This window comes from Nocardia sp. CA-135398 (genome assembly GCF_050955845.1).
GTDB lineage: Bacteria > Actinomycetota > Actinomycetes > Mycobacteriales > Mycobacteriaceae > Nocardia.
This window is the reverse complement of record NZ_CP192084.1, coordinates 3,621,506-3,639,380: the sequence shown is the minus strand read 5'-3', so window position 1 is coordinate 3,639,380 and position 17,875 is coordinate 3,621,506. Positions and strand designations below refer to the sequence as shown.

Sequence of the window (17,875 nt, the reverse complement as noted above, 5' to 3'; positions counted from 1 at the left end):
GCGCGCCGCACTCGCACCCTAGGCTTGATCCGGACGCGTCCCGTGATTGCCCCAGATGCGTTCCACCGTGGCCCATTCGGCCTCCCATAGCCGGGCCCTGCGCCGATCGAGGGCTCGGCGCAGCAGTGCGTAGCCGCAGCCGAAGCAGACCGCGATCCCGAAGACCATGCCGGTGCTGATCAGCAACGCCTTGCTCAGTGCCCGGGTGCTCGACGGCGGCTCGGTGACCTTACCCGAGCCGTCGAGCCAAATCTTCACCGCGGCACCGGCTTTCACCAATCCGGTGGCCTGGTAGTCGCTGGTATGGGTGACACCGGCGGCGTCGCGCCATTGCACCCGAGCCGGGGTGATGGGCGCGTAGAGCGGCGCCTTGCCGACCTCGATCACCGTCGCGTCGACCTCGTGCAACCGCGCCGCCTCGGCCCGCGCGATGCGGTCCTCGGTCTGATAGATCCGGCCGCCCACCGCCATCGACAGCAGCGGGGCGATGATCAGGAACAACAGCGTGAGCGTCGCGGCGACCGCCAATTGCAGGCGATCCTCGCGGCGGCGCATCGGATTTCGATCCAGGCCGACCCGGCGGCAGGTGCGGCGGACGACGCTCGGTGACCCGGTTGCTGCGGTCATGACGATGACACCTCGCTCTGGAATTCAGCTGTCAGCCCGTGAAGGGTGTCGAAGAATGTGTCGATGAGATCGGGTAATCCGGCGGTGTCGGTGCCCGCGCCCCAAGCCTGTAGGGCGGCGATGAGCAGTCCGGTCCCGGCCGCGACGGCCGCCTCCGGGCGGCGGTCCACCGCGGGATCCACCCCGAGTCTGGCGGCGATGATCCGCACGGATTCGCGCTGCCCGTCCAGCCGAATGCGCTGATAGCCCGCGGCCAGCGTCGGTTCCGCCTCGAAGCGTTGGAACAGGGCCCAGCGCCGGGCCAAGCGCGCCGCCTTCGGACCGGTATGTTCGGTGGCCAGCCAGTCGTGCAGGGCATTGTGGTAGGCGACCAGCGGCGATTCACCCGAGGGGCGGCGGCACAGCGCCTCGTTGAACAGGTGCACGTCCTGGTCGATTTCCCCGAGCACGGCGTCCTCGATGGAGGAGAAATGACGACTGAAGGTCCGCCGGGTGACCCCGGCGCGCTCGGCGATGTCCTCGACGGCCACCGAACCCAACCCACGCTCGTTGAGCAGGTCGAATGCGGCGCGCGACATTGCCGCGCGACTGCGGAGCGTACGCAGCCGACGGCCGTCGAGGTCGACTTCGTCGTCGATACCCATATCGGCAGTCTACGCCCTATTGTCTCATCGGGACATTAGTTCGCTGTGATTCGTGTCAGGGCTTTCGTGCCAGTCCGGTGACGATGAGTTGCTCCCAGACGGTGAGCTCGCGGCCGACGGTGCCGACCGAGGCCGCGTCACCCGCGGGCGCATCCGGTCGCCACTGTGCCGACGGGACGATATCGGGTTCGAGGACTTCCAGGTCGCCGAAGAGGCCGCGGATCTCCTCGGTATCGCGCCAGCGGCCGCGGCCGAAGGTGGCCTGCAGCTTCTCTTCGGCGGCGGTGGTTTCCGGGTTGTGGCCGGAGCGGAAGTGCGTGATGAATACGTGACTGCCGGAAGCAATCTGGTCGTTCCAGAAGCGCACCACGGCGGCCGGATCCTCGTCGTCGTTGAAGTGGTGCAGGATCGAACTGAAGATGACGCCGACCGGCTGGTCGAAATCGATCAGCCGTGCGACATCCGGATGATCGCGGATCGATTTGGGCTCGCGGGCGTCGGCCTGGATCACCGTGGTGTTCTTATCGGTGGCCAGTAGCGCGCGGCCGTGTGCCAGCACGATCGGATCGCTGTCGACGTACACCACCCGGGCGTCGGCGGCGTGCCGCTTGGCTACCTGATGCACATTGTCGGCGGTCGGCAGGCCGCTGCCGAAGTCGATGAACTGCCGCATACCCGCGCGTGCCATATCGCGCACCCCGCGGATCAACGCCTGCCTGCTGGTGAAGGCGATCGCCACCGAACCGGGCAGGTTCACCTTGAAGTGATCACCGATCTCCTGGTCGACCAGATAGTTGTCCTTACCGCCGAGCAGATAGTCGTAGACCCTGGCGATACTCGGTTTGCTCTGATCGATCTCCCGATCGAGCCGAGTTGAGGGCGCAGCGTCGTCGGTCATTGTCAACACCTTCGTCCACGGGACCTGTGCGGTTCCTATCGTATGAGACCCGGCATCACACCGTACGCACTTGACGAACCAGGCGTGGCACCGCACCACGCCGAGTTCGATTGTCCCGCTTATCGTTTTCGGCGGATCACCGCGAATCGCCGAGCGCGGCTGGATGGTCGAGCGTCTCCGGGTGCCGTTCGCACAGGGCGCGCAGCAATCCAGGGGTGTATTCGGGTGGCGCGGCGTGAACCGATAGTTGATTGGCCACCGCGCGATACGCGTCCAGGTCGGCGGTCTTGTCCAGATACAGCGCACTGGTGAGTTGCTGCAGATAGACGATGTCGGGAAGATCGGCTTCGGCGAAGCGCAACATGGTGAACGCACCATCGGCCAGCGCCGGACCGCCGACATGATCGGGCAGCACCTGCAAGGTGATGTGCGGTTCCTCGGCGATGCGCAGCAGATACTCGAGCTGGGCCCGCCATACCGTCGACCCGCCGATCGGCCGGCGCAGCGCCGCCTCCTCGACGATCAGCCACAACTGCGGCGGATGCGGGCGACGCAAGATCTCTTGACGGCGCAACCGCAGCGCGACCCGCCGCGCGATCGCCTCCGCCGATTCGGTCGGATGCGCCATGGCCAGCAATGCCCGCGCGTAGTCGGCGGTCTGCAGCAGTTCGGGCATCGCCCTCGGCTCGTAGCCGCGGATCAGCTTGGCGGCCTGCTCGAGTCCGAGATAGGTGTCGAACCACTTCGGCAACCAGTCGCTATCGCGATGCCACCAGCCCGAGGCGTTGGCCTGGCGCGCGAGCTCCTTGAACTCCTCGCGCTCTTCCGGGTCGGTGACTCGGTAGAGCGTAAGCAGATCGAGTAGATCGCGTTCCCGGAAACCGGTGCGGCCCAATTCGAGTCGGCTGATCTTGGAATGCGAACCGCGGATCGCCTCGCCCGCGTCCTCGCGGGAGATGTCGCAGGCCTCGCGCAGCCGTCGCATCCGACTGCCGAGCATCATCCGCAGCACGGTCGGCCCACCGTCGGCAGCAGGATCCTTGCCGGAGAATGAATGTCGCACTTCCGAAGCACGCATTCGACAAGTCTGCCATGAAATAACCGCAACCCACTAGAACCAAAATGCCCCATTTCCACAAACATTCGTACATCTGCAAGCACATTCCCGAATATCTGCGGTCCAGCATCGTCGGTCAGCGCAGTAGCACCTCCGCGGTCGCCCGGCCGAACAGCTTGCGACCGTCGGAGATCGCGGTGAGCGCGAGGGTCGCCGCGCGGCGATCCGGATCCAACGCCTTGACGCGGCCGCGGAATTCGACCTCGCAGTGCCGAGTCGCCGAGACCGGTGCGAATCCAGCGAACCGCACACCGTATTCGCTGATCGCGGCCGGATCGCCGAGCCAGTCGGTGAGATAGCTCGCGCCGAGGCCCATGGTCAGCAGGCCGTGCGAGACCACACCGGGCAGCCCCGCGGCGACCGCGACATGCTCGCTGAAGTGGATCGGATTCGAATCACCTGATACCCCAGCATAATTCACCAGATCACCGCGCGAGAGCGGCATGACGCGGGTGGGTAGTTCGGCGCCGACCCGCAGCTCGTCGAACTCCATGCCGCACGGCATCCGCACCGGGGTCTCGTCCGCAGCGCCATCGGGCAGAACGTCGTCGAAGCATTCGATCATGCCGCCGTCCAAGGCGTGCTCCGGCCGCCGGGTCGTGTCCTGCCGATGGGACAGCGCCTCACCGCTCATGATGACGCCGTCGACCGCGGTGACCAGTTCGGTGGCCACTTCGGCGCCGGTGTGCGCCACCACGGTGGTGTGCGCGGTCTGCAGGCGTTCCTTGTACTGGTTGGTCAGCACATTCCGGATGACCATGAAATCCATATCGCCGAATTGCCGGAACGATTCGACATAGGTGTCGCAGCGCAGTTGGTCTCCGGCGACGAGCGGTCGGTGCGCCCGGATGCTCTGCTCGGTCTGCAGCACCTGGCTGATGTCGTAACCGGTCAGCACCGAATCGAACATCGTGCGTTGGAGCAGCAGCCAGATGATCGAGGAGAAGGTGGGTGGTGCGACGAGCCCGTCATAGCCGAGTTCCCACGCCGCCTCTTCATACCGATGTGCGGGATGGAAGCCGCGAACCGCCCTGGCGAATTCGCGGATCTTCTCTCGCCCGACCTCGTAATGGTCGGACATCCGATAGTGGCGCCCCACCATCGCTCTTGCCTGTTCGGATCCACTCAAAAACGTCACGTGTCATACATCGCGACCCCGACACCAGGCGCAACACCAATAGACGATTGCTATAGATTCCTCAGCACTCATCGGGCGCGGGCACGCCCCGCAGGCGCTGATCCAGCCAGACCATCGCCTCCGGATAGCCGAGTGCCCCGGCGATGATGTGTTCACCGAGGACGCTGCGATACACGGCCGAGACACCGAGGCCGCACTGCTCGTGGTAGAGGTTGCGCGCGCCCTCGGCCGGAATCCAGAATTCCTGCTCGCCGTTGTAGATGTAGAGCGGTGTCGCGGACTTCATGTCCGCCATGCGCGTCACATCGTAGATCTCGGTGGCGACCTCCGAATGCAGCGGATCCGGAATCTTGGCGGCGATATCGATGGGCAGCATCAGCAACCCGACCGCACCGAATACGCTGCCGCACAGGTCTTTCAGCGGTGAGGTCGCCGCCCACTGCGCCAGATTGTTCATACTGGCCAGGATCGTCGGACGCTCCCGGCCGACGCCGAAGGTCGCGGCCAGGAAAACACCCGAGGCGAGGTTGCCGTTCATGCTGCGCCCGAGGATTTCGTAATCGGCGGGCACACCGCCGAGCGCGGCGCCGACGATCGATCCGGCCAACTCCGGCGCATAGCTGTCGATCAGCTTCACCGCGCCCTTGGTGGCGATGGCGCCGCCGGAGTAGCCGGTCATACCGAATCGGCTGTCGCCGAATTCGTCGGGGCGCAGTCCGCGCACCGCGCGGATGGCATCGAGCACGGCATGTCCGGCGACGTAGGGCTCCGCGTAGGCCATCCACGGTCCCTCGTGGTCCGGAATCAGCACCGCGTATCCGCGCAATGCCGCCAATTGCGTTGTGGGCGGCAGGAAGTCGGTGATGCTGGTATTGCGTGACCAGCCGTGCGAGAAGGTGTAGCTCGGCGTGCAGTCCCGGCCGAGCGCGTCGATCGGCAGGTTGTTGACCACGACCGGCCGGCTACCCGGACCGGGCCATGTGGTGGCCGGAATGATCAATGTGGCGGTGGCAAACGAGGCCGCGCCCTGCGAATCGGTGGTGCGATATTTCAGCAGCAGCGCCTGCCGCATCGGCACCAGCACCAGCGGCGCGGCCGTCGCGCTCACATCGCGCACCTCCACGAGCTCACCCGGCGCGTAATCGTCCAGATCGGCGGGCCAGGTGTCGAAGATCGGGTCGCCGATGGCGCTCGGCGCCGAGGCCTGACGCAGGGCGGCCAACGCCGGGGACAGGGTGGTCGCCTCCTGCATCGGACCCGAAAGATGCGGCCCGGCAGCGATCGGCGGCGGCGGGATGACGCTATCGATCCACTGCTGCAGATCCGGCAGTATCGAAGCGGCATCGATCGGAATCGGCAATGCGGGCAGACCGGGAATCGCGGGCGGGGCCGGTGCGGGCGGCGGTTCGGCCGCCGCCTCCCCCATCGCGACCGGACACACCAGTAACAGCGTGAAAACAATGACACGCAGGCAGCTCATCAACACACGCCCCAGGGTGGAAGTCGGGTTCCCTGGCGCCCGGGTTTGTGGTGCCTTCGACTCCCGAAATGCCCCTGAGTGCCGAGGCCAGGAAGTCAGGCTAACCGAGGCGGCTCGCCCGGAGACCCCGCCGTGCCCGAGTTGTGTGTGTCACGTCGCCGAATCGCAACAATCCGAGCCGAATCCGCTTGTCCGGCAATGCGCATCAACAGTTGCTCGGTGCGACCTCCCCTCGGAATCGCGCGTCCAACCAATTCAGCGCCGCCGGAATGCCCAGGACCGCAGCGGTGAGATGGTCGGGTACCGGGATCTGCTCGGACTGCACCCGCGCCCCGGCCGCGCACCAGCGCTTATCGGTATTGACCACCGCATCGACGGGAATGAGTCCATCGATCGGCGAATGCCATTCGAAGATCGGCGTTTTCGGCACACCGTCGTAGAGTTCGAGGCTGTTCTCCTCGACCACGGCGCGGGCGGTGGCATCGTTGATCATCGAGGTCGACTTGGCGAAGTCCAACGCCCCGCGCCCGGCGCCCGCGGCCAGGATGTCATTGGTGCAACTGTTGGCGATCGCGGCCCGTGCGTTGAGGCCGCGCTCGTTGAGTTGGTCGCTGAGCGGGAAGCGGTCCGGATACTCCCGCTCCAGCCCGAGTCCGGCAGCCAGCGCGAGCCCGAAGACCGGATGCGAGTTCAAGCCGAGGGTCTCCAGCATGGTCACCAGATTCATCGGCACACCGCCCATCGCGGCCCCGGCGATCTCCAGGTCCGGCGCGTACTCGGGCGCGAGCGCGGCCGCCCATGCGGTCGCCATGCCGCCGCCGGAGTACCCGACCATCGAGACCGGACTCTTCTGCACCCGCAATTCGTCGACCTGCTGCACCGCGCGGATACCGTCGAGGGTGATCATGCCGCCCAATTTGGCGGCGCCGTAGGCGAAATTCGGCCCGAGGTGATCCGGCAGCGCGACGCTCCAGCCGCGCGAGAGCAGCACATTCCAGCCCGGCGCCTCCCGGACGACGAGGTTCGGATCGCCGGTATAGAGCACCCGCGATACCGAGCACTCGGCGCCGAGGCCGTTGATGATGTGCTGGTAGGAGAGCAAGGGGCCGTCAGGGGCGTGCGCCTTGGGGGTGAGCACCGTGGTGGTCGCCGCGATCGGCCGACCTTCGGAGCTGGTGGACCGGAAGCGCACGACGGTCACGGTGGTATCCGGGAAGATCGCCAGCGGCGGCATCATCCGCGTCGCGATCACATCACCGGGTTTCATACCCGCCAGATCGGGCGGGGTCGCATAGAAGGGGTCGGGATCAGGGGCGGGATACAAGGGTGCGGTGTGCGCGGCGCCCGCCGTCGCCGTCAGCACCATCAGCAGACCGATCGCCATGGCCAGCGACTGTTTGCCGGTCGCCCGAATCACGGCGCGGAGTGCGCGAATCGGTCTACGCAGGGCCTGCCTCATCGACGTATTGCCTCCGGGAGAGAGTTTGGTCCAACGTTGCGAACATAGTCGACCGTGACCGTCGCGAAGGCAAAGGGCAAGCGAAATGTTTTGAGAAATCACAACTCTCGCCATGCCGAACAGTGGTCGGTAGCCGGGCGCCGTCGTGACTGTCTCCGATCGCGAGGTGTCGTGCCTGTGACATGTCCAGTCGATCGACGGACCACGTTCTACACCACGGTGCGCGACCTACCGTCGCACCTATCGACACGGCTAGTCGGGTCGGAAGGAGACGGTGGCATGGACGGCACTGTAAAAACTGGAACAGACTCCACCGAGCGAGACTCGGTGTATCCGATGGATATCCAGGATCCACCGACGCGACGGGTCACCGTCTACTTCGACGGCCCGACCCCGGAGGACGCACTCGTTCTCGAGTACGCCGCCACCCGGACCGAGGCCTGGGAATTCACCTCCGCCGCGGTCAACGCCGGGCTTACCGTGACGGTCGACAGCAAGGTGCGACCAGGACTGCGCCGACTGCCGTGCCGCTCGCTGTGGCACTGACGGCGGCGGTGGCACCGCTGCCGTAACCACCGGGCGGCCTTCCCGGTATGGCTGTTGCGCCGCCGCTCGATGACTACTCTCGGATGGTGGACACCATGCGGGAGGATCGACGTTGACCCAGCGGACTACCGGACGGGCACGATGGAGTGCCGTGCTGCTGTGCTGCGGCGCGCTGGTCCCGGCCGTCACGGCGTGCGGCTCCGACGAGACACCGTCGGCCGCGGCGACGACTACGACGCCGACTGCGGCCGCACTCGCATCCACCACTCCCCTTGCCGCACTACCGAGCGTCGATCCCTACGCCGGTATGCCGCTCATCGACCACACCACCTGGACCGAGGGCGTCGACGGCGCACGGCTGCTGGTCTACCCCACCGAGGCCGGGCGGCGCGAGGCCTTCCCGAATACCGAGGAACGGGCGTGGCAGGAGATACTCACCGACTCCCCCGACGCGGATACGCCCGGGATGCGTGACCAGTTCGTCTGTCACTGGGTCTGGGCGCGCATGGTGCAGCCCAACAAGGAGAGCTGGAATCTCGAACCCTGGCGTCCGGCGGTCGGCTATCAGGCCACCGTCCAGGCGTCGTGTAACCCCGGAGGACCCGAACGCTGACCATTTCGAGCGACCTGCAAGCAATCGCTACTGACCATTTCGAGCGACCTGCAAGCAATCGCTACGGCCCCGAAAGGACCCACATGCGCGTCGTCATCGCAGGCGGACACGGGAAGATCGCACTACTGCTCGGCGAAATACTCACCGGGCGCGGCGACGAGGTCGATAGCCTCATCCGCAATGCCGAACATGCGGACGAGGTCGCGGCCACCGGCGCACGGCCGGTCGTCTTCGATCTCGAGTACAGCACGGTGGCCGAGCTCGCCGCCGTCGCAAAAGGCTCCGACGCCGTGATTTTCGCCGCGGGCGCGGGAGCGGGCAGCGGTGCGGCCCGCAAGTACACGGTGGACAGGGACGGTTCGGTGCTGTTGGCCGATGCCGCCGAGGCGGCCGGGGTCCGGCGGTTCGTGCAGATCTCCACCATGGGCGCGGGTAAGCCGCCCGCACCCGGTACCGATGAGGTCTGGGCCGCCTATATCGATGCCAAGACTCAGGCCGAGGACGATCTGCGTGCCCGCGATCTGGATTGGACGATCCTGCGCCCCGGCCGCCTGCTCGATACCGCCGCGACCGATCGGGTTCTGCTGAGCACGCCGCCACTGCCCTACGGCAGCGTCGCCCGTGCCGATGTCGCCGCCGTGCTCGCCGAAATTCTGCCCGCGCCACAGACCGCGCACACCACCTTGGAGCTCGTCGCAGGTGACACTCCAGTAACACGCGCGGTCTCGGAAATCGGTAGCCAGATAATCGCCGAAGGCGGTGCCGCACTTACCGATTGATATTTTTCGCCGCTAGATTGGAGAACGTAACCGTGTTCAGCCGTATCACTTCCCTGAAGCTGCGACCCGGATCCCGTGGCGAATTCCTCGATGTGGTAAGTCGCAGTGCCGCCGCATCGGTGCGCGAGGAACCCGGTTGCCTGCGATTCGATGTGTGCGCCGACCGCGTGGATCCGCATCGGTTTTTCCTCTACCAGGTCTATATCGATGAGGAGGCCGCCGAAGCGCACCGTTTCACCGAGCATTTCCTGGCCTGGCGCTGCGCGGCCGACCGATATGTGGAGCCCGGCACTCAGGTTCACTACAGCACCGATGTGGTGATCAACGCGAAATGATCGCGCCGAATTCGCCACGCACCCGCGCCCGTTCGCGGATGATTAGCAGATGCGAAAACCCAACTGCGAACGCACAATCGATCGTGCAGATGTGCTTGCAAATGAAAGGCACACCGACCTAAACTCAGTCCCGCAAGGCATTACAGGGGACAACCAGGGGAGGCCGCGTGGGTGAACCGAGGGCCGATGTCGCCAGAGGTTTGCTGCCGCCACAGGTAAGGGGTGTTCGAATGGACCAACCACTTCACGGCGGCCGGCTCGGAATCGCCGAAGCCGCACTGGCCGACCAGCCAGCGAACGGTATAACAACTATGAGCACACCGTCGACCCGAAGCGGACAGCGCAGTACCGCGTACTCGCGAGAAACCGCAGTCGCTTTCGTCATCGATGCCGTCGAGTCAACCGGTGCGGCTACTCGACACGATTTCGATATCGACCGGATCGTCACCACCGCGCATGCGATGGCCGACGACTGGGATCTCGAGACCCTACAGCCAGCGACCTTCTGGCGCATCGCCTCCAGCTTCATCAAGCAGTGATCGGTGAGCACCGACCACTGCGTCCAATGATGTAGCAGCGCAACCGAATTGCGTTACGCCTCGGTCGGCGATGACCACTGTGCCGTATAGGCCCGCAGTGCGACCTTGGCCTCACGCAACAGATTCGGATCGCCATCGGGATCGGATCGGAACGCCTCCTGGAGGACGGCATCGCCCATGAGATGGGCGGCGCGGCAAGCGATATCGAGTCCTTCGATATCGGCGACGGCGCCCTGGGCGAGCATGACCTCACGCAGCGTCACCGCCATCCGGCGCTTGTGCTCACGATCGGCGGCCCGTGCGGCCTCGTTGAAATCCTTGCCGAACCACAGCGCGCGGAAGCCGGGCTCGTCCCGGTAGACCTGGGCGAACGCGTCCACCAGGATGCCGATCGGATCTTCCCAGCGCTCTCCGCGCGCGAGCTCGAGTAGCAGGGCCGCCTTGGCCTCCAATTGCTCGATATAGGCCGCGGCGAGGGTTTCGATGACGGCATCGCGATCCGGCAGGTACTGATACAGCGAGCCCACCGAAATCCGTGCCTCCGCAGCCACTCTGATCATGGTCAGCGCCTCGACGCCCTCCGTGGCGATCAGTCGATCGGCCACCTCGAGGACCCGCGCCAACCGCTCCCGACTGCGCGCCTGAATCGGCACGCGACGCAGGCTCGCCTCGGGTAGTGCACGGATCGGCACGGATCACCTCCGAAGGTAACGTGAATCATATTCAGGTTTGGGTAGAGTATCCAGATGACCACGATCGCACCAAGCGAACGCGCCCAGGTAGCGACGGCCTGTCAGCGCCTGGCCGCGCACGGGTTGCTGATCGGCACCGCGGGCAATGTGAGCCTGCGCTGTGGTGATCTGGTCGCCGTCACGGCCACCGGTGCGGTGCTCGCGCAGGTCACCGCCGAGGACGTCACCGTGGTCGACCTGTCGGGCCAGGTGGTCGCGGGACGCTACGCACCCACCTCCGAATTGGGTTTGCACCTCGACATCTATCGCACCTACGACACGCAGGCGGTCGTGCACACCCATGCGCCCAAGGCGACGGCCATCGCCTGTGTGCTGGACGAGCTGCCCGTCATCCACTACCAGCAACTGCTGCTGGGCGGTGCGACGAGGGTTGTCCCGTTCCATCCCTTCGGCACCGTCGAACTCGCCGATGCGGTGCGAACGGCGTTGCGGGGCAGGCAGTCTGCGTTGATGGCCAATCACGGCGCGGTCACCGTCGGCGCGTCGCTGGACCAGGCCGTCGAATCAGCGCTGCTGCTGGAGTGGGCCTGCGCCCTATATCTGGACGCGATATCCATCGGCAGGCCGCGCGAGCTCACCGAACAGCAGCAGGCCGCGGTCGTCGAGGTGGCGCTGCGCACCGGATACGGCACCCGCAAACCGCTGGAGAAGGACATCGAATGCACGTAATCGCTTTGGGCGCACATGTTTTGGATATTCTGGTCCGCCCCGTCGCGGCCATACCCGATGGCCAGCAGACCGCACTGGTCGAAGACATTCGCATCACCCCCGCGGGGACAGCCGCGGGCACCGCGCTGACACTGGCCAAACTCGGCGCGAGCGTACGAACCGCGGGGGCGATCGGCGCGGACACTTCCGGCGATATCTTGCTCGGGTTGCTCGCCAAGGCGGGCGTCGATACGAAACTGGTGGTGCGCAAGGAAGACCAACCCACCTCGTCGTCGGTGCTGCCGATCCGCCCCAATGCCGAGCGCCCCAGCCTGCATCTGTTGGGCGCCAACCCGTTCTACACCCTCGACGATATCGATTGGGCCGCATTGGCCGCCGCCGACCATCTGCACCTCGGCGGTCCGGAACTGATCGGCGCGGCCGATGCCGCGCGAATCCTGCGCCACGCCAAGGACAATGGTGTCAGCACCTCGGTCGATCTGATCGCGCCAGGCACGTTGGGCAGCCTCGACGCCATCGCCGAGGTTCTCCCGCATACCGACTACTTTCTCCCGAATGACGAACAGGTGCTCGGCTTCACCGGTACCACTGATCTGATGGCGGGCTGCGAAGTGCTCAAAGACGCGGGCGCAAGCATTCTCGCGATCACCCGGGGCGCCGACGGCACCCTACTCGTCGGCCCAGACAACCATCAGCACATCCCCGCATTCGCCGTCGACGTCGTCGATACGACCGGCTGCGGCGACGCCTTCTCCGCCGGTTTCATCCGGGCGATCGCACTCGGGCGAAATCTGCGTGCTGCCGCGATACTCGGCAATGCGGTCGCCGCTCTGGTCGCCCGCGGACTCGGCAGTGACCACGGCGATTTCGATCTTGCCGCCGCGGACGCGTTCGCAGCCGAAACGAGCACTATCGCCCCGAACGAGCCGGGACGATAGCGATATTCAGGCGTTCTTGGCGTACTCGGCGAGGATCTTCAGCGACTCGCCGGGCGCCTCGGCCTGCACACTCAGCCGGTCCATGACCGAGAGGTACAGCGCCAGATCCTGTTTCCGATCCAGGTACAGGGCACTGGTCAGATGTTCGAGATAGACGATGTCGGGCAGCTCGGTCTCAGCGAAACGCAAGATGCTGAACGAACTGCCCGCGGCCGCATGCTCGCCCGCCGAGTACGGCAGGACCTGCACCGTGACATTCGGTAGTTCCGCCAACTCGATGAGGTGTTCCATCTGCTCGCGGTGCACCCGGGACCCACCGACCGGCCGATGCAGCGCGGCCTCATCGATGATCGCCCAGATGATCGGCGGATCGGCCCGACGCAGCACCTCCTGCCGACGGATCCGGACCTGCACGCGGCGATCCATATCGGCATCCTCGTAACCGAGTGACATTACGGCCCTGGCATATTCGGGCGTCTGCAGCAACCCGGGCACCAGATGCGCCTCGTAGGTACGGATTTTGGTCGCGGCCTGCTCCAAGCCGAGATAGGTGCCGAACCAGGACGGCAGCAGATCGCTGTAGCGATGCCACCAGCCTGGTTCGTTCGCCTGCCGGGCCAGATCAAGAAAACGCTCCCGCTCCTCGGCGTCATCGACGCCGTACAGGGTCAGCAGGTCGCGGATATCGCGTTCCTTGAAACCGGTGCGGCCCAACTCGAGACGACTGATCTTGGCGTGTGAACCGCGGATGGCGTCACCTGCGGCCTCACGAGTGATGCCGTTCTTCACCCTGAGGTCACGCAACTGCCCACCCAGCGCGATCCGCAATACGGTCGGACCACGTTCCACTACAACCGATTGCACACGACCGTCGTCATCGGGTTCTGCGATCATGAAGTCATCTCCGATACTCGGGTTTGACCACAGTGTGTCACAAACACCACGTCGAAACACACCGCACCGATCGCCTATGTTACCGCTCAGCTAGTCAGGTCGTCGAACTCCCCGGCCTTCGCGCCGCGCACGAACGCGTCGATCTCCGGTCGAGTGTAGAACAGGATGCCACCTTCCGGGTCGCGTGAATTGCGAACGGCGATCGAACCATCCGACGCCTCGGCGACCTCGACGCAGTTACCGCCCGACGGACCGCTGAACGAGCTCTTGCGCCACGCGCCTTTGATCTTGGGTGTACCGGTGTCGAACATCTTCCCCACTCCTCGGCTTCCAGTGTGAGATGTACGCTCGAGCGGCTTTGCAGATGTGCGCTCAAACGTTCTTGCATTTGCACCTACATCTGCAAGATATCACGAAGCTCCCCCCTGTGGCACAAAAGAATTCAGACCTGCCGGTCCTGTTCGTGACGCCTGTTCAACGCGTTACGCGAGTGCTGTCGGCGGCTGCGTGCGATGCGTCGGAAACGCGTGATCGACTACTCGATCCCGCCGGTCGAGTCGAGGCGAATCTTGTACTGTCACAGTGCACATCGGCCGTGCCAGCCAATCGCGACACCCGCCGCCTGAGCAGTCCGGTTCACCGTTTATCAGCTCGCCGAGGAGTCCAGCCCCATGTCCGACGATCAAGCCCCGCTCATCCGGACCGATATCCCCCATTCCGCGCGCATCTGGAACTACTGGATGGGCGGCAAGGACTATTACGAAATCGACCGGATCGCTGGTGATGCCGGCGTCGAGGTGGATCCGGACATCACCACCATGGCCGTGCAATCGCGCCAGTTCCTCATTCGCGCGGTGCGCTATCTGGCGGGCGAGGAGGGCATCCGTCAGTTCCTCGATATCGGCACCGGCCTGCCGACCATGCAGAACACCCATGAGGTCGCCCAGGGCGTCGCGCCCGAGTCGAAGATCGTCTACGTCGACAACGATCCACTGGTCCTCACCATGGCGCGGGCGCTGCTCACCAGCACAACCCCCGAGGGCGTAACCACTTATGTCGATTGCGATTACCACGATCCGGAGCAGATCATCGCCGACGCCCGCAACGTGCTCAATTTCAATGAGCCGATCGGCGTGATGTTCATGGGCGTGCTCGGCCATGCCAAGTCCTATGACGAGTTGCTGCGCATCGTGCGCACGGTGCTGGCCGCGGTGCCCTCGGGCAGCTTCCTGGTCATGTGGGACGGCACCGACGACAGCAAGGAATACGTGACGCTGTGTGAGAACTACACCGGCACCGGCGGCGTACCGTATGTTCCCCGACCCCAGGCCGAAATCCGCGCCGTCTTCGACGGTTTGGATTTGGTCGAGCCCGGATTCGTCTCGATCACCCAGTGGCGCACCGATGCCGCCGAGGTCGGCGAGGTCCGGCCGATCTCCGCCTACGGCGCGGTCGCGCGCAAGCCTTAAAGCGCAAGCGACACAACGGCGGTCATCGACCAACCGGTCGAGGACCGCCGTTCATATTTCTATTGGTCGTTCGTGCAAATGTACTTGCATCTGTAAGTGCCGACAGCCTAAACTCGGAACCAGAATCGGGGAGGTACGCAGGGAGTTCGCGCCGGCGTCACCACATTCACCTCCCCATCCGGCAGACGCGAGGGGCGGTCGAGATGAGTACGCCATTCCGAACTCCGCGCGGGGCCACGATCGCCGGCGGATCCGGGATCGACACCCTGCGGCAATGCTCGGCGCCGGAGTATGCGCCACTCGACTGCGGTGTCGAACCGCGCGGCCTCACCTATCGGCAGGCCCGCGAGATCCTGCACTTGCACGAGGTGCACGGCCCGCAGTGCCGCCAGTGGCTCGCCGCCGCGGCCTACCTCTCGGCCGGACTGGACGACGAATAACGTTCGACCCCAACGGCTCCGCCGGGACATCTCCCAAATCGCTTCGCACGCAGCGCTGTTCGTGCCGATGCACTTGCATCTGCACGACACGCCACTCTAAACTCGTGCGCGACAAGGGAATTTCGCATCCGAGAGCCCGTGCCGCTGTCGCCATCGGGACCTCTCGGCGCCAGAGCCACAGGGGGCATTCGCATGAATCCACGCGCTGCCGGTCGACTCGGGATCGCCGATATCGCCGCGGCCTATGGCACCGAAGCATTGGAGCGGCGCATCGCCGAACTGCGCGCCAGCGGCCAGCACTACGCAGCCATTGCGATCGAACGCGAAATCCGTAGCGGCGCAGTGGTAGCCGATTCAGAGCTGCGGAATCGGCAAGGCGCGGCTTAGATTCCGCGGGCACGACGACGCAGGCGAACCACCCGCAAACGCCGAGCCCGAGGCCGGCGTTAAGACGGCTGGTCACGGAGTTTCGAAACCCGCACGGGACGCTGGAGCTTCCCACCACGGCACATGGCCCGCATGTGGGCGAGCCACAACATTGCCGCGCCGCAATAGATTTCGCGCACTCTTCCGTGGTTCATAACTTTTTCGTATAGTGATGTAACGATTCGGGCGCAGATCTATCACGTCCGATGTGGCACTGGAGCGACGCGTATGACCTTCTCCGCGCTGGATCTGTCCGTCGACCCGACGGACCCTGTCCTAGAGATCGGCGGCCAGCCCGCGTCGATTCCCCTACTCAATACCGACCGCGTCGCCTCGCGCATGGTCGGTTACTTCGCGACCTGTATGGCGCCGTGTCGCACGCTGCCCGGCGAGCAGTTGCGCGGCGATGTCACCAAGCTGACCCGCAGCTGCCTGGCACTGGCCGCCGAAATGTTCGACAAGCGTGCGGTTCCCGGCGATGAACAGCTCGGCGAGGTCAGGGAGGCGGCGGCGCAATGGGCCCGCGAGGCAGTGCCGCTCGGCACCATCCTGCGCGCCTACCACGAGGGACTGCGCATCGCGTTCGGACTGGTCACCGCGCGCGCCAAGGCCGACGATATCGCCGAACTGCTGGTCGCCACCGACCTGATGCTCGAACTCCTGGAGGCGATAACCGCAGCGGTTTCGGACGCCTACGTCGAGGAGCAGCATCTCGTCGCACGCGAACACCAGACCGCGACGCAGACGCTGGCCTCGGCGCTGCTGAGCGGTCGGGGTAGTTCCGCACTAGCTCGCCAGGCCGGGATCCCGATCGCCGACTCGTATCAGGTGGTCGCGCTATCGATTCCCGAACATCCGGACGAACGTGATCCGCGGGTCGACGGCCATGTGGCGGCCCGCAGGAAGCTGCGCCGGCTGCAATCGGAACTGGCCACCGCCTTCGAATCCCGGGTGCTCGCGCTGCTGAGCACCAAGGGCGGCACGCTACTGGTCCCGATCCAGGACGATGCACCGATCCTGACCGCCGAAACACTGCGACGCCTCGCCGAATCCGCCGAGGTCGCGGTGACCGCCACGCTGGTCACCAGCGAGACCGATCAGATACCCGATGCCGCCGAACAAGCCCACGAACTTCTCAATCTGGTGCGGGTCGGCGGACGCAATCCGGGCCTCTATCAGATGGCCGACCTGGCCGTGGAGTATCAGCTCACCCGCGGCGGGCCCGCCACCCGACGCATCGCGACCATTCTCCAACCGCTCGACGCCCATCCCGAACTCTTCGACACCATGCGCGCCTACTTGGGCAACGATATGAATCGCCAGCTGACCGCGCGCCAGCTCTATGTACACCCGAATACGGTCGATTACCGACTACGCCGCATCGCTCAGCTGACCTCGATCGATCTGGCCACCTCAGCGGGCATCTCCCAGGCCGCTATCGCACTGCTCGCGCGCGATCTGGACCGCAGCGTGGCCCGACGGCTGTAGATTGCAGCCTGATGCGGATTCGTGCTGGTCACGAGATCACAAAGGCGTCATCCTGGTAGTGCCGCGACCTCTGGATGGTGGATTATGCGAATAGCGGAGATCTTGCACACGAAGGGCAGCGACGTGGCTACCGTCGCGCCCGAGACCACGGTACGGACCTTGCTCGGCACGCTCGCCGAGCACAATATCGGGGCGGTGGTGGTATCGCCGGACGGCAACCGGATCGCCGGCATTGTCTCCGAGCGCGATGTGGTGCGCAGTCTGCACGCGCGCGGCGCCGCGCTGCTCGATACGCCGGTCTCGGAGATCATGACCGTCGATGTGCGCACCTGCGCACCCGACGATCGGGTCGACGGATTGCGCGGCACCATGACCGAGCACCGCATCCGACACCTGCCCGTGGTCCGCGACGGCCACCTGATCGGCATCGTCAGCATCGGCGATGTGGTCAAGAGCGCGATCTCCGAACTGGCCACCGAACGCCAGCATCTGGTCGAGTACGTACAGGGACAGTACTGAGCTGTCGCGGATATCCGCGACAGGGCCTTCGGTAGCTGCGACTTGTCGAAAGACGTTGGCTACGAGAAATCTTCGAAGTCGCCCGGGAAAGTGCGTATCGTTGGT

General features: G+C 65.2%; 22 protein-coding genes. 12 read left to right on the top strand and 10 right to left on the bottom strand.

The genetic code is table 11. The features are described from left to right. Window positions 1–18: 18 nt before the first annotated feature. From ACQP1T_RS16185 to ACQP1T_RS16155, 7 genes are all read right to left on the bottom strand, one after another. A complete protein-coding gene (locus tag ACQP1T_RS16185; protein ID WP_433761148.1) occupies window positions 19–627 on the bottom strand; it encodes an Rv1733c family protein in 609 nt (202 codons plus the stop codon). After that, window positions 624–1,271, bottom strand: a complete 648-nt coding sequence (locus ACQP1T_RS16180) for a TetR/AcrR family transcriptional regulator (RefSeq protein ID WP_433761145.1) — start codon at window positions 1,269–1,271, stop codon at window positions 624–626. The genes ACQP1T_RS16185 and ACQP1T_RS16180 overlap by 4 nt, the downstream gene beginning before the upstream one ends. Window positions 1,272–1,326: 55 nt before the next feature. Next, window positions 1,327–2,169, bottom strand: a complete 843-nt coding sequence (locus tag ACQP1T_RS16175) for an SAM-dependent methyltransferase (RefSeq protein ID WP_433761143.1) — start codon at window positions 2,167–2,169, stop codon at window positions 1,327–1,329. A 136-nt stretch (window positions 2,170–2,305) separates the two neighbouring features. Then, window positions 2,306–3,247 carry a helix-turn-helix domain-containing protein gene (locus ACQP1T_RS16170; protein ID WP_433761140.1) on the bottom strand — a complete coding sequence of 314 codons (942 nt, stop codon included), beginning with the start codon at window positions 3,245–3,247 and terminating at the stop codon, window positions 2,306–2,308. A gap of 115 nt (window positions 3,248–3,362) precedes the next feature. Then, a complete protein-coding gene (locus ACQP1T_RS16165) occupies window positions 3,363–4,388 on the bottom strand; it encodes a fused (3R)-hydroxyacyl-ACP dehydratase subunits HadA/HadB (RefSeq protein WP_433761139.1) in 1,026 nt (341 codons plus the stop codon). Between the two features lie 97 nt (window positions 4,389–4,485). Next, window positions 4,486–5,904, bottom strand: coding sequence for a lipase family protein (locus tag ACQP1T_RS16160; protein ID WP_433761137.1), 1,419 nt, complete (start codon window positions 5,902–5,904; stop codon window positions 4,486–4,488). 205 nt (window positions 5,905–6,109) lie between these two features. After that, window positions 6,110–7,288, bottom strand: coding sequence for a lipase family protein (locus ACQP1T_RS16155; RefSeq protein WP_433762226.1), 1,179 nt, complete (start codon window positions 7,286–7,288; stop codon window positions 6,110–6,112). 354 nt (window positions 7,289–7,642) lie between these two features. On the opposite strand from ACQP1T_RS16155, the gene ACQP1T_RS16150 reads away from it, so the two are divergent. The 5 genes from ACQP1T_RS16150 (at window position 7,643) to ACQP1T_RS16130 (ending at window position 10,175) form a co-directional block, all read left to right on the top strand. Next, on the top strand, window positions 7,643–7,909 hold the full coding sequence (locus ACQP1T_RS16150) for a hypothetical protein (RefSeq protein WP_433761136.1): 267 nt from the start codon (window positions 7,643–7,645) through the stop codon (window positions 7,907–7,909). 112 nt (window positions 7,910–8,021) lie between these two features. Then, window positions 8,022–8,522 carry a DUF2599 domain-containing protein gene (locus tag ACQP1T_RS16145; RefSeq protein WP_433761134.1) on the top strand — a complete coding sequence of 167 codons (501 nt, stop codon included), beginning with the start codon at window positions 8,022–8,024 and terminating at the stop codon, window positions 8,520–8,522. Window positions 8,523–8,605: 83 nt separating this feature from the next. Then, complete coding sequence (locus ACQP1T_RS16140) at window positions 8,606–9,301, top strand: SDR family oxidoreductase (RefSeq protein ID WP_433761132.1); 696 nt, start codon at window positions 8,606–8,608, stop codon at window positions 9,299–9,301. Between the two features lie 32 nt (window positions 9,302–9,333). Further along, window positions 9,334–9,636 (top strand): putative quinol monooxygenase, encoded by a 303-nt coding sequence (locus ACQP1T_RS16135; RefSeq protein ID WP_040700936.1) that lies wholly within the window; start codon window positions 9,334–9,336, stop codon window positions 9,634–9,636. Window positions 9,637–9,947: 311 nt separating this feature from the next. Beyond that, entirely contained in the window at window positions 9,948–10,175 is a 228-nt protein-coding gene (locus ACQP1T_RS16130; RefSeq protein WP_364379944.1) for a hypothetical protein, read from the top strand. Window positions 10,176–10,228: 53 nt separating this feature from the next. Here the strand turns inward: ACQP1T_RS16130 and ACQP1T_RS16125 are convergent, their stop codons facing one another. Next, complete coding sequence (locus ACQP1T_RS16125; RefSeq protein ID WP_433761130.1) at window positions 10,229–10,867, bottom strand: TetR family transcriptional regulator; 639 nt, start codon at window positions 10,865–10,867, stop codon at window positions 10,229–10,231. 54 nt (window positions 10,868–10,921) lie between these two features. On the opposite strand from ACQP1T_RS16125, the gene ACQP1T_RS16120 reads away from it, so the two are divergent. After that, window positions 10,922–11,596 carry a class II aldolase/adducin family protein gene (locus ACQP1T_RS16120; RefSeq protein WP_433761128.1) on the top strand — a complete coding sequence of 225 codons (675 nt, stop codon included), beginning with the start codon at window positions 10,922–10,924 and terminating at the stop codon, window positions 11,594–11,596. Beyond that, complete coding sequence (locus ACQP1T_RS16115) at window positions 11,587–12,534, top strand: carbohydrate kinase family protein (protein WP_433761126.1); 948 nt, start codon at window positions 11,587–11,589, stop codon at window positions 12,532–12,534. Before ACQP1T_RS16120 ends, ACQP1T_RS16115 begins: the two co-directional genes overlap by 10 nt. Window positions 12,535–12,540: 6 nt before the next feature. Here ACQP1T_RS16115 and ACQP1T_RS16110 read toward each other — a convergent pair whose 3' ends face one another. Together ACQP1T_RS16110 and ACQP1T_RS16105 are read right to left on the bottom strand one after the other, a co-directional pair. Then, on the bottom strand, window positions 12,541–13,428 hold the full coding sequence (locus tag ACQP1T_RS16110) for a helix-turn-helix domain-containing protein (RefSeq protein WP_433761124.1): 888 nt from the start codon (window positions 13,426–13,428) through the stop codon (window positions 12,541–12,543). A gap of 86 nt (window positions 13,429–13,514) precedes the next feature. After that, the gene (locus ACQP1T_RS16105; protein ID WP_085998535.1) at window positions 13,515–13,739 is read right to left on the bottom strand and encodes a DUF397 domain-containing protein; all 225 of its coding nucleotides are present in this window, start codon (window positions 13,737–13,739) and stop codon (window positions 13,515–13,517) included. A gap of 360 nt (window positions 13,740–14,099) precedes the next feature. Here ACQP1T_RS16105 and ACQP1T_RS16100 point away from each other — a divergent pair, with 360 nt between their 5' ends. From ACQP1T_RS16100 to ACQP1T_RS16080, 5 genes are all read left to right on the top strand, one after another. Then, window positions 14,100–14,897 (top strand): SAM-dependent methyltransferase, encoded by a 798-nt coding sequence (locus ACQP1T_RS16100; RefSeq protein ID WP_433761123.1) that lies wholly within the window; start codon window positions 14,100–14,102, stop codon window positions 14,895–14,897. A gap of 203 nt (window positions 14,898–15,100) precedes the next feature. Further along, window positions 15,101–15,337, top strand: a complete 237-nt coding sequence (locus ACQP1T_RS16095; RefSeq protein ID WP_063040235.1) for a hypothetical protein — start codon at window positions 15,101–15,103, stop codon at window positions 15,335–15,337. Window positions 15,338–15,529: 192 nt separating this feature from the next. Then, window positions 15,530–15,724, top strand: coding sequence for a hypothetical protein (locus ACQP1T_RS16090; protein ID WP_433761122.1), 195 nt, complete (start codon window positions 15,530–15,532; stop codon window positions 15,722–15,724). A gap of 267 nt (window positions 15,725–15,991) precedes the next feature. After that, a complete protein-coding gene (locus ACQP1T_RS16085; RefSeq protein WP_433761120.1) occupies window positions 15,992–17,251 on the top strand; it encodes a PucR family transcriptional regulator in 1,260 nt (419 codons plus the stop codon). Between the two features lie 84 nt (window positions 17,252–17,335). Next, window positions 17,336–17,770 carry a CBS domain-containing protein gene (locus ACQP1T_RS16080; RefSeq protein ID WP_433761118.1) on the top strand — a complete coding sequence of 145 codons (435 nt, stop codon included), beginning with the start codon at window positions 17,336–17,338 and terminating at the stop codon, window positions 17,768–17,770. The last annotated feature ends 105 nt before the right edge of the window (window positions 17,771–17,875 follow it).

Coding starts and splice junctions, on each gene's coding strand:
- ACQP1T_RS16175 (WP_433761143.1), bottom strand. CDS start 2,169: ATGACCGACGACGCTGCGCCCTCAACTCGGCTCGATCGGGAGATCGAT.
- ACQP1T_RS16150 (WP_433761136.1), top strand. CDS start 7,643: ATGGACGGCACTGTAAAAACTGGAACAGACTCCACCGAGCGAGACTCG.
- ACQP1T_RS16170 (WP_433761140.1), bottom strand. CDS start 3,247: ATGCGTGCTTCGGAAGTGCGACATTCATTCTCCGGCAAGGATCCTGCT.
- ACQP1T_RS16090 (WP_433761122.1), top strand. CDS start 15,530: ATGAATCCACGCGCTGCCGGTCGACTCGGGATCGCCGATATCGCCGCG.
- ACQP1T_RS16120 (WP_433761128.1), top strand. CDS start 10,922: ATGACCACGATCGCACCAAGCGAACGCGCCCAGGTAGCGACGGCCTGT.
- ACQP1T_RS16130 (WP_364379944.1), top strand. CDS start 9,948: ATGAGCACACCGTCGACCCGAAGCGGACAGCGCAGTACCGCGTACTCG.
- ACQP1T_RS16085 (WP_433761120.1), top strand. CDS start 15,992: ATGACCTTCTCCGCGCTGGATCTGTCCGTCGACCCGACGGACCCTGTC.
- ACQP1T_RS16140 (WP_433761132.1), top strand. CDS start 8,606: ATGCGCGTCGTCATCGCAGGCGGACACGGGAAGATCGCACTACTGCTC.
- ACQP1T_RS16110 (WP_433761124.1), bottom strand. CDS start 13,428: ATGATCGCAGAACCCGATGACGACGGTCGTGTGCAATCGGTTGTAGTG.
- ACQP1T_RS16180 (WP_433761145.1), bottom strand. CDS start 1,271: ATGGGTATCGACGACGAAGTCGACCTCGACGGCCGTCGGCTGCGTACG.
- ACQP1T_RS16165 (WP_433761139.1), bottom strand. CDS start 4,388: ATGGTGGGGCGCCACTATCGGATGTCCGACCATTACGAGGTCGGGCGA.
- ACQP1T_RS16100 (WP_433761123.1), top strand. CDS start 14,100: ATGTCCGACGATCAAGCCCCGCTCATCCGGACCGATATCCCCCATTCC.
- ACQP1T_RS16155 (WP_433762226.1), bottom strand. CDS start 7,288: ATGGCGATCGGTCTGCTGATGGTGCTGACGGCGACGGCGGGCGCCGCG.
- ACQP1T_RS16115 (WP_433761126.1), top strand. CDS start 11,587: ATGCACGTAATCGCTTTGGGCGCACATGTTTTGGATATTCTGGTCCGC.
- ACQP1T_RS16095 (WP_063040235.1), top strand. CDS start 15,101: ATGAGTACGCCATTCCGAACTCCGCGCGGGGCCACGATCGCCGGCGGA.
- ACQP1T_RS16185 (WP_433761148.1), bottom strand. CDS start 627: ATGACCGCAGCAACCGGGTCACCGAGCGTCGTCCGCCGCACCTGCCGC.
- ACQP1T_RS16160 (WP_433761137.1), bottom strand. CDS start 5,904: ATGAGCTGCCTGCGTGTCATTGTTTTCACGCTGTTACTGGTGTGTCCG.
- ACQP1T_RS16105 (WP_085998535.1), bottom strand. CDS start 13,739: ATGTTCGACACCGGTACACCCAAGATCAAAGGCGCGTGGCGCAAGAGC.
- ACQP1T_RS16080 (WP_433761118.1), top strand. CDS start 17,336: ATGCGAATAGCGGAGATCTTGCACACGAAGGGCAGCGACGTGGCTACC.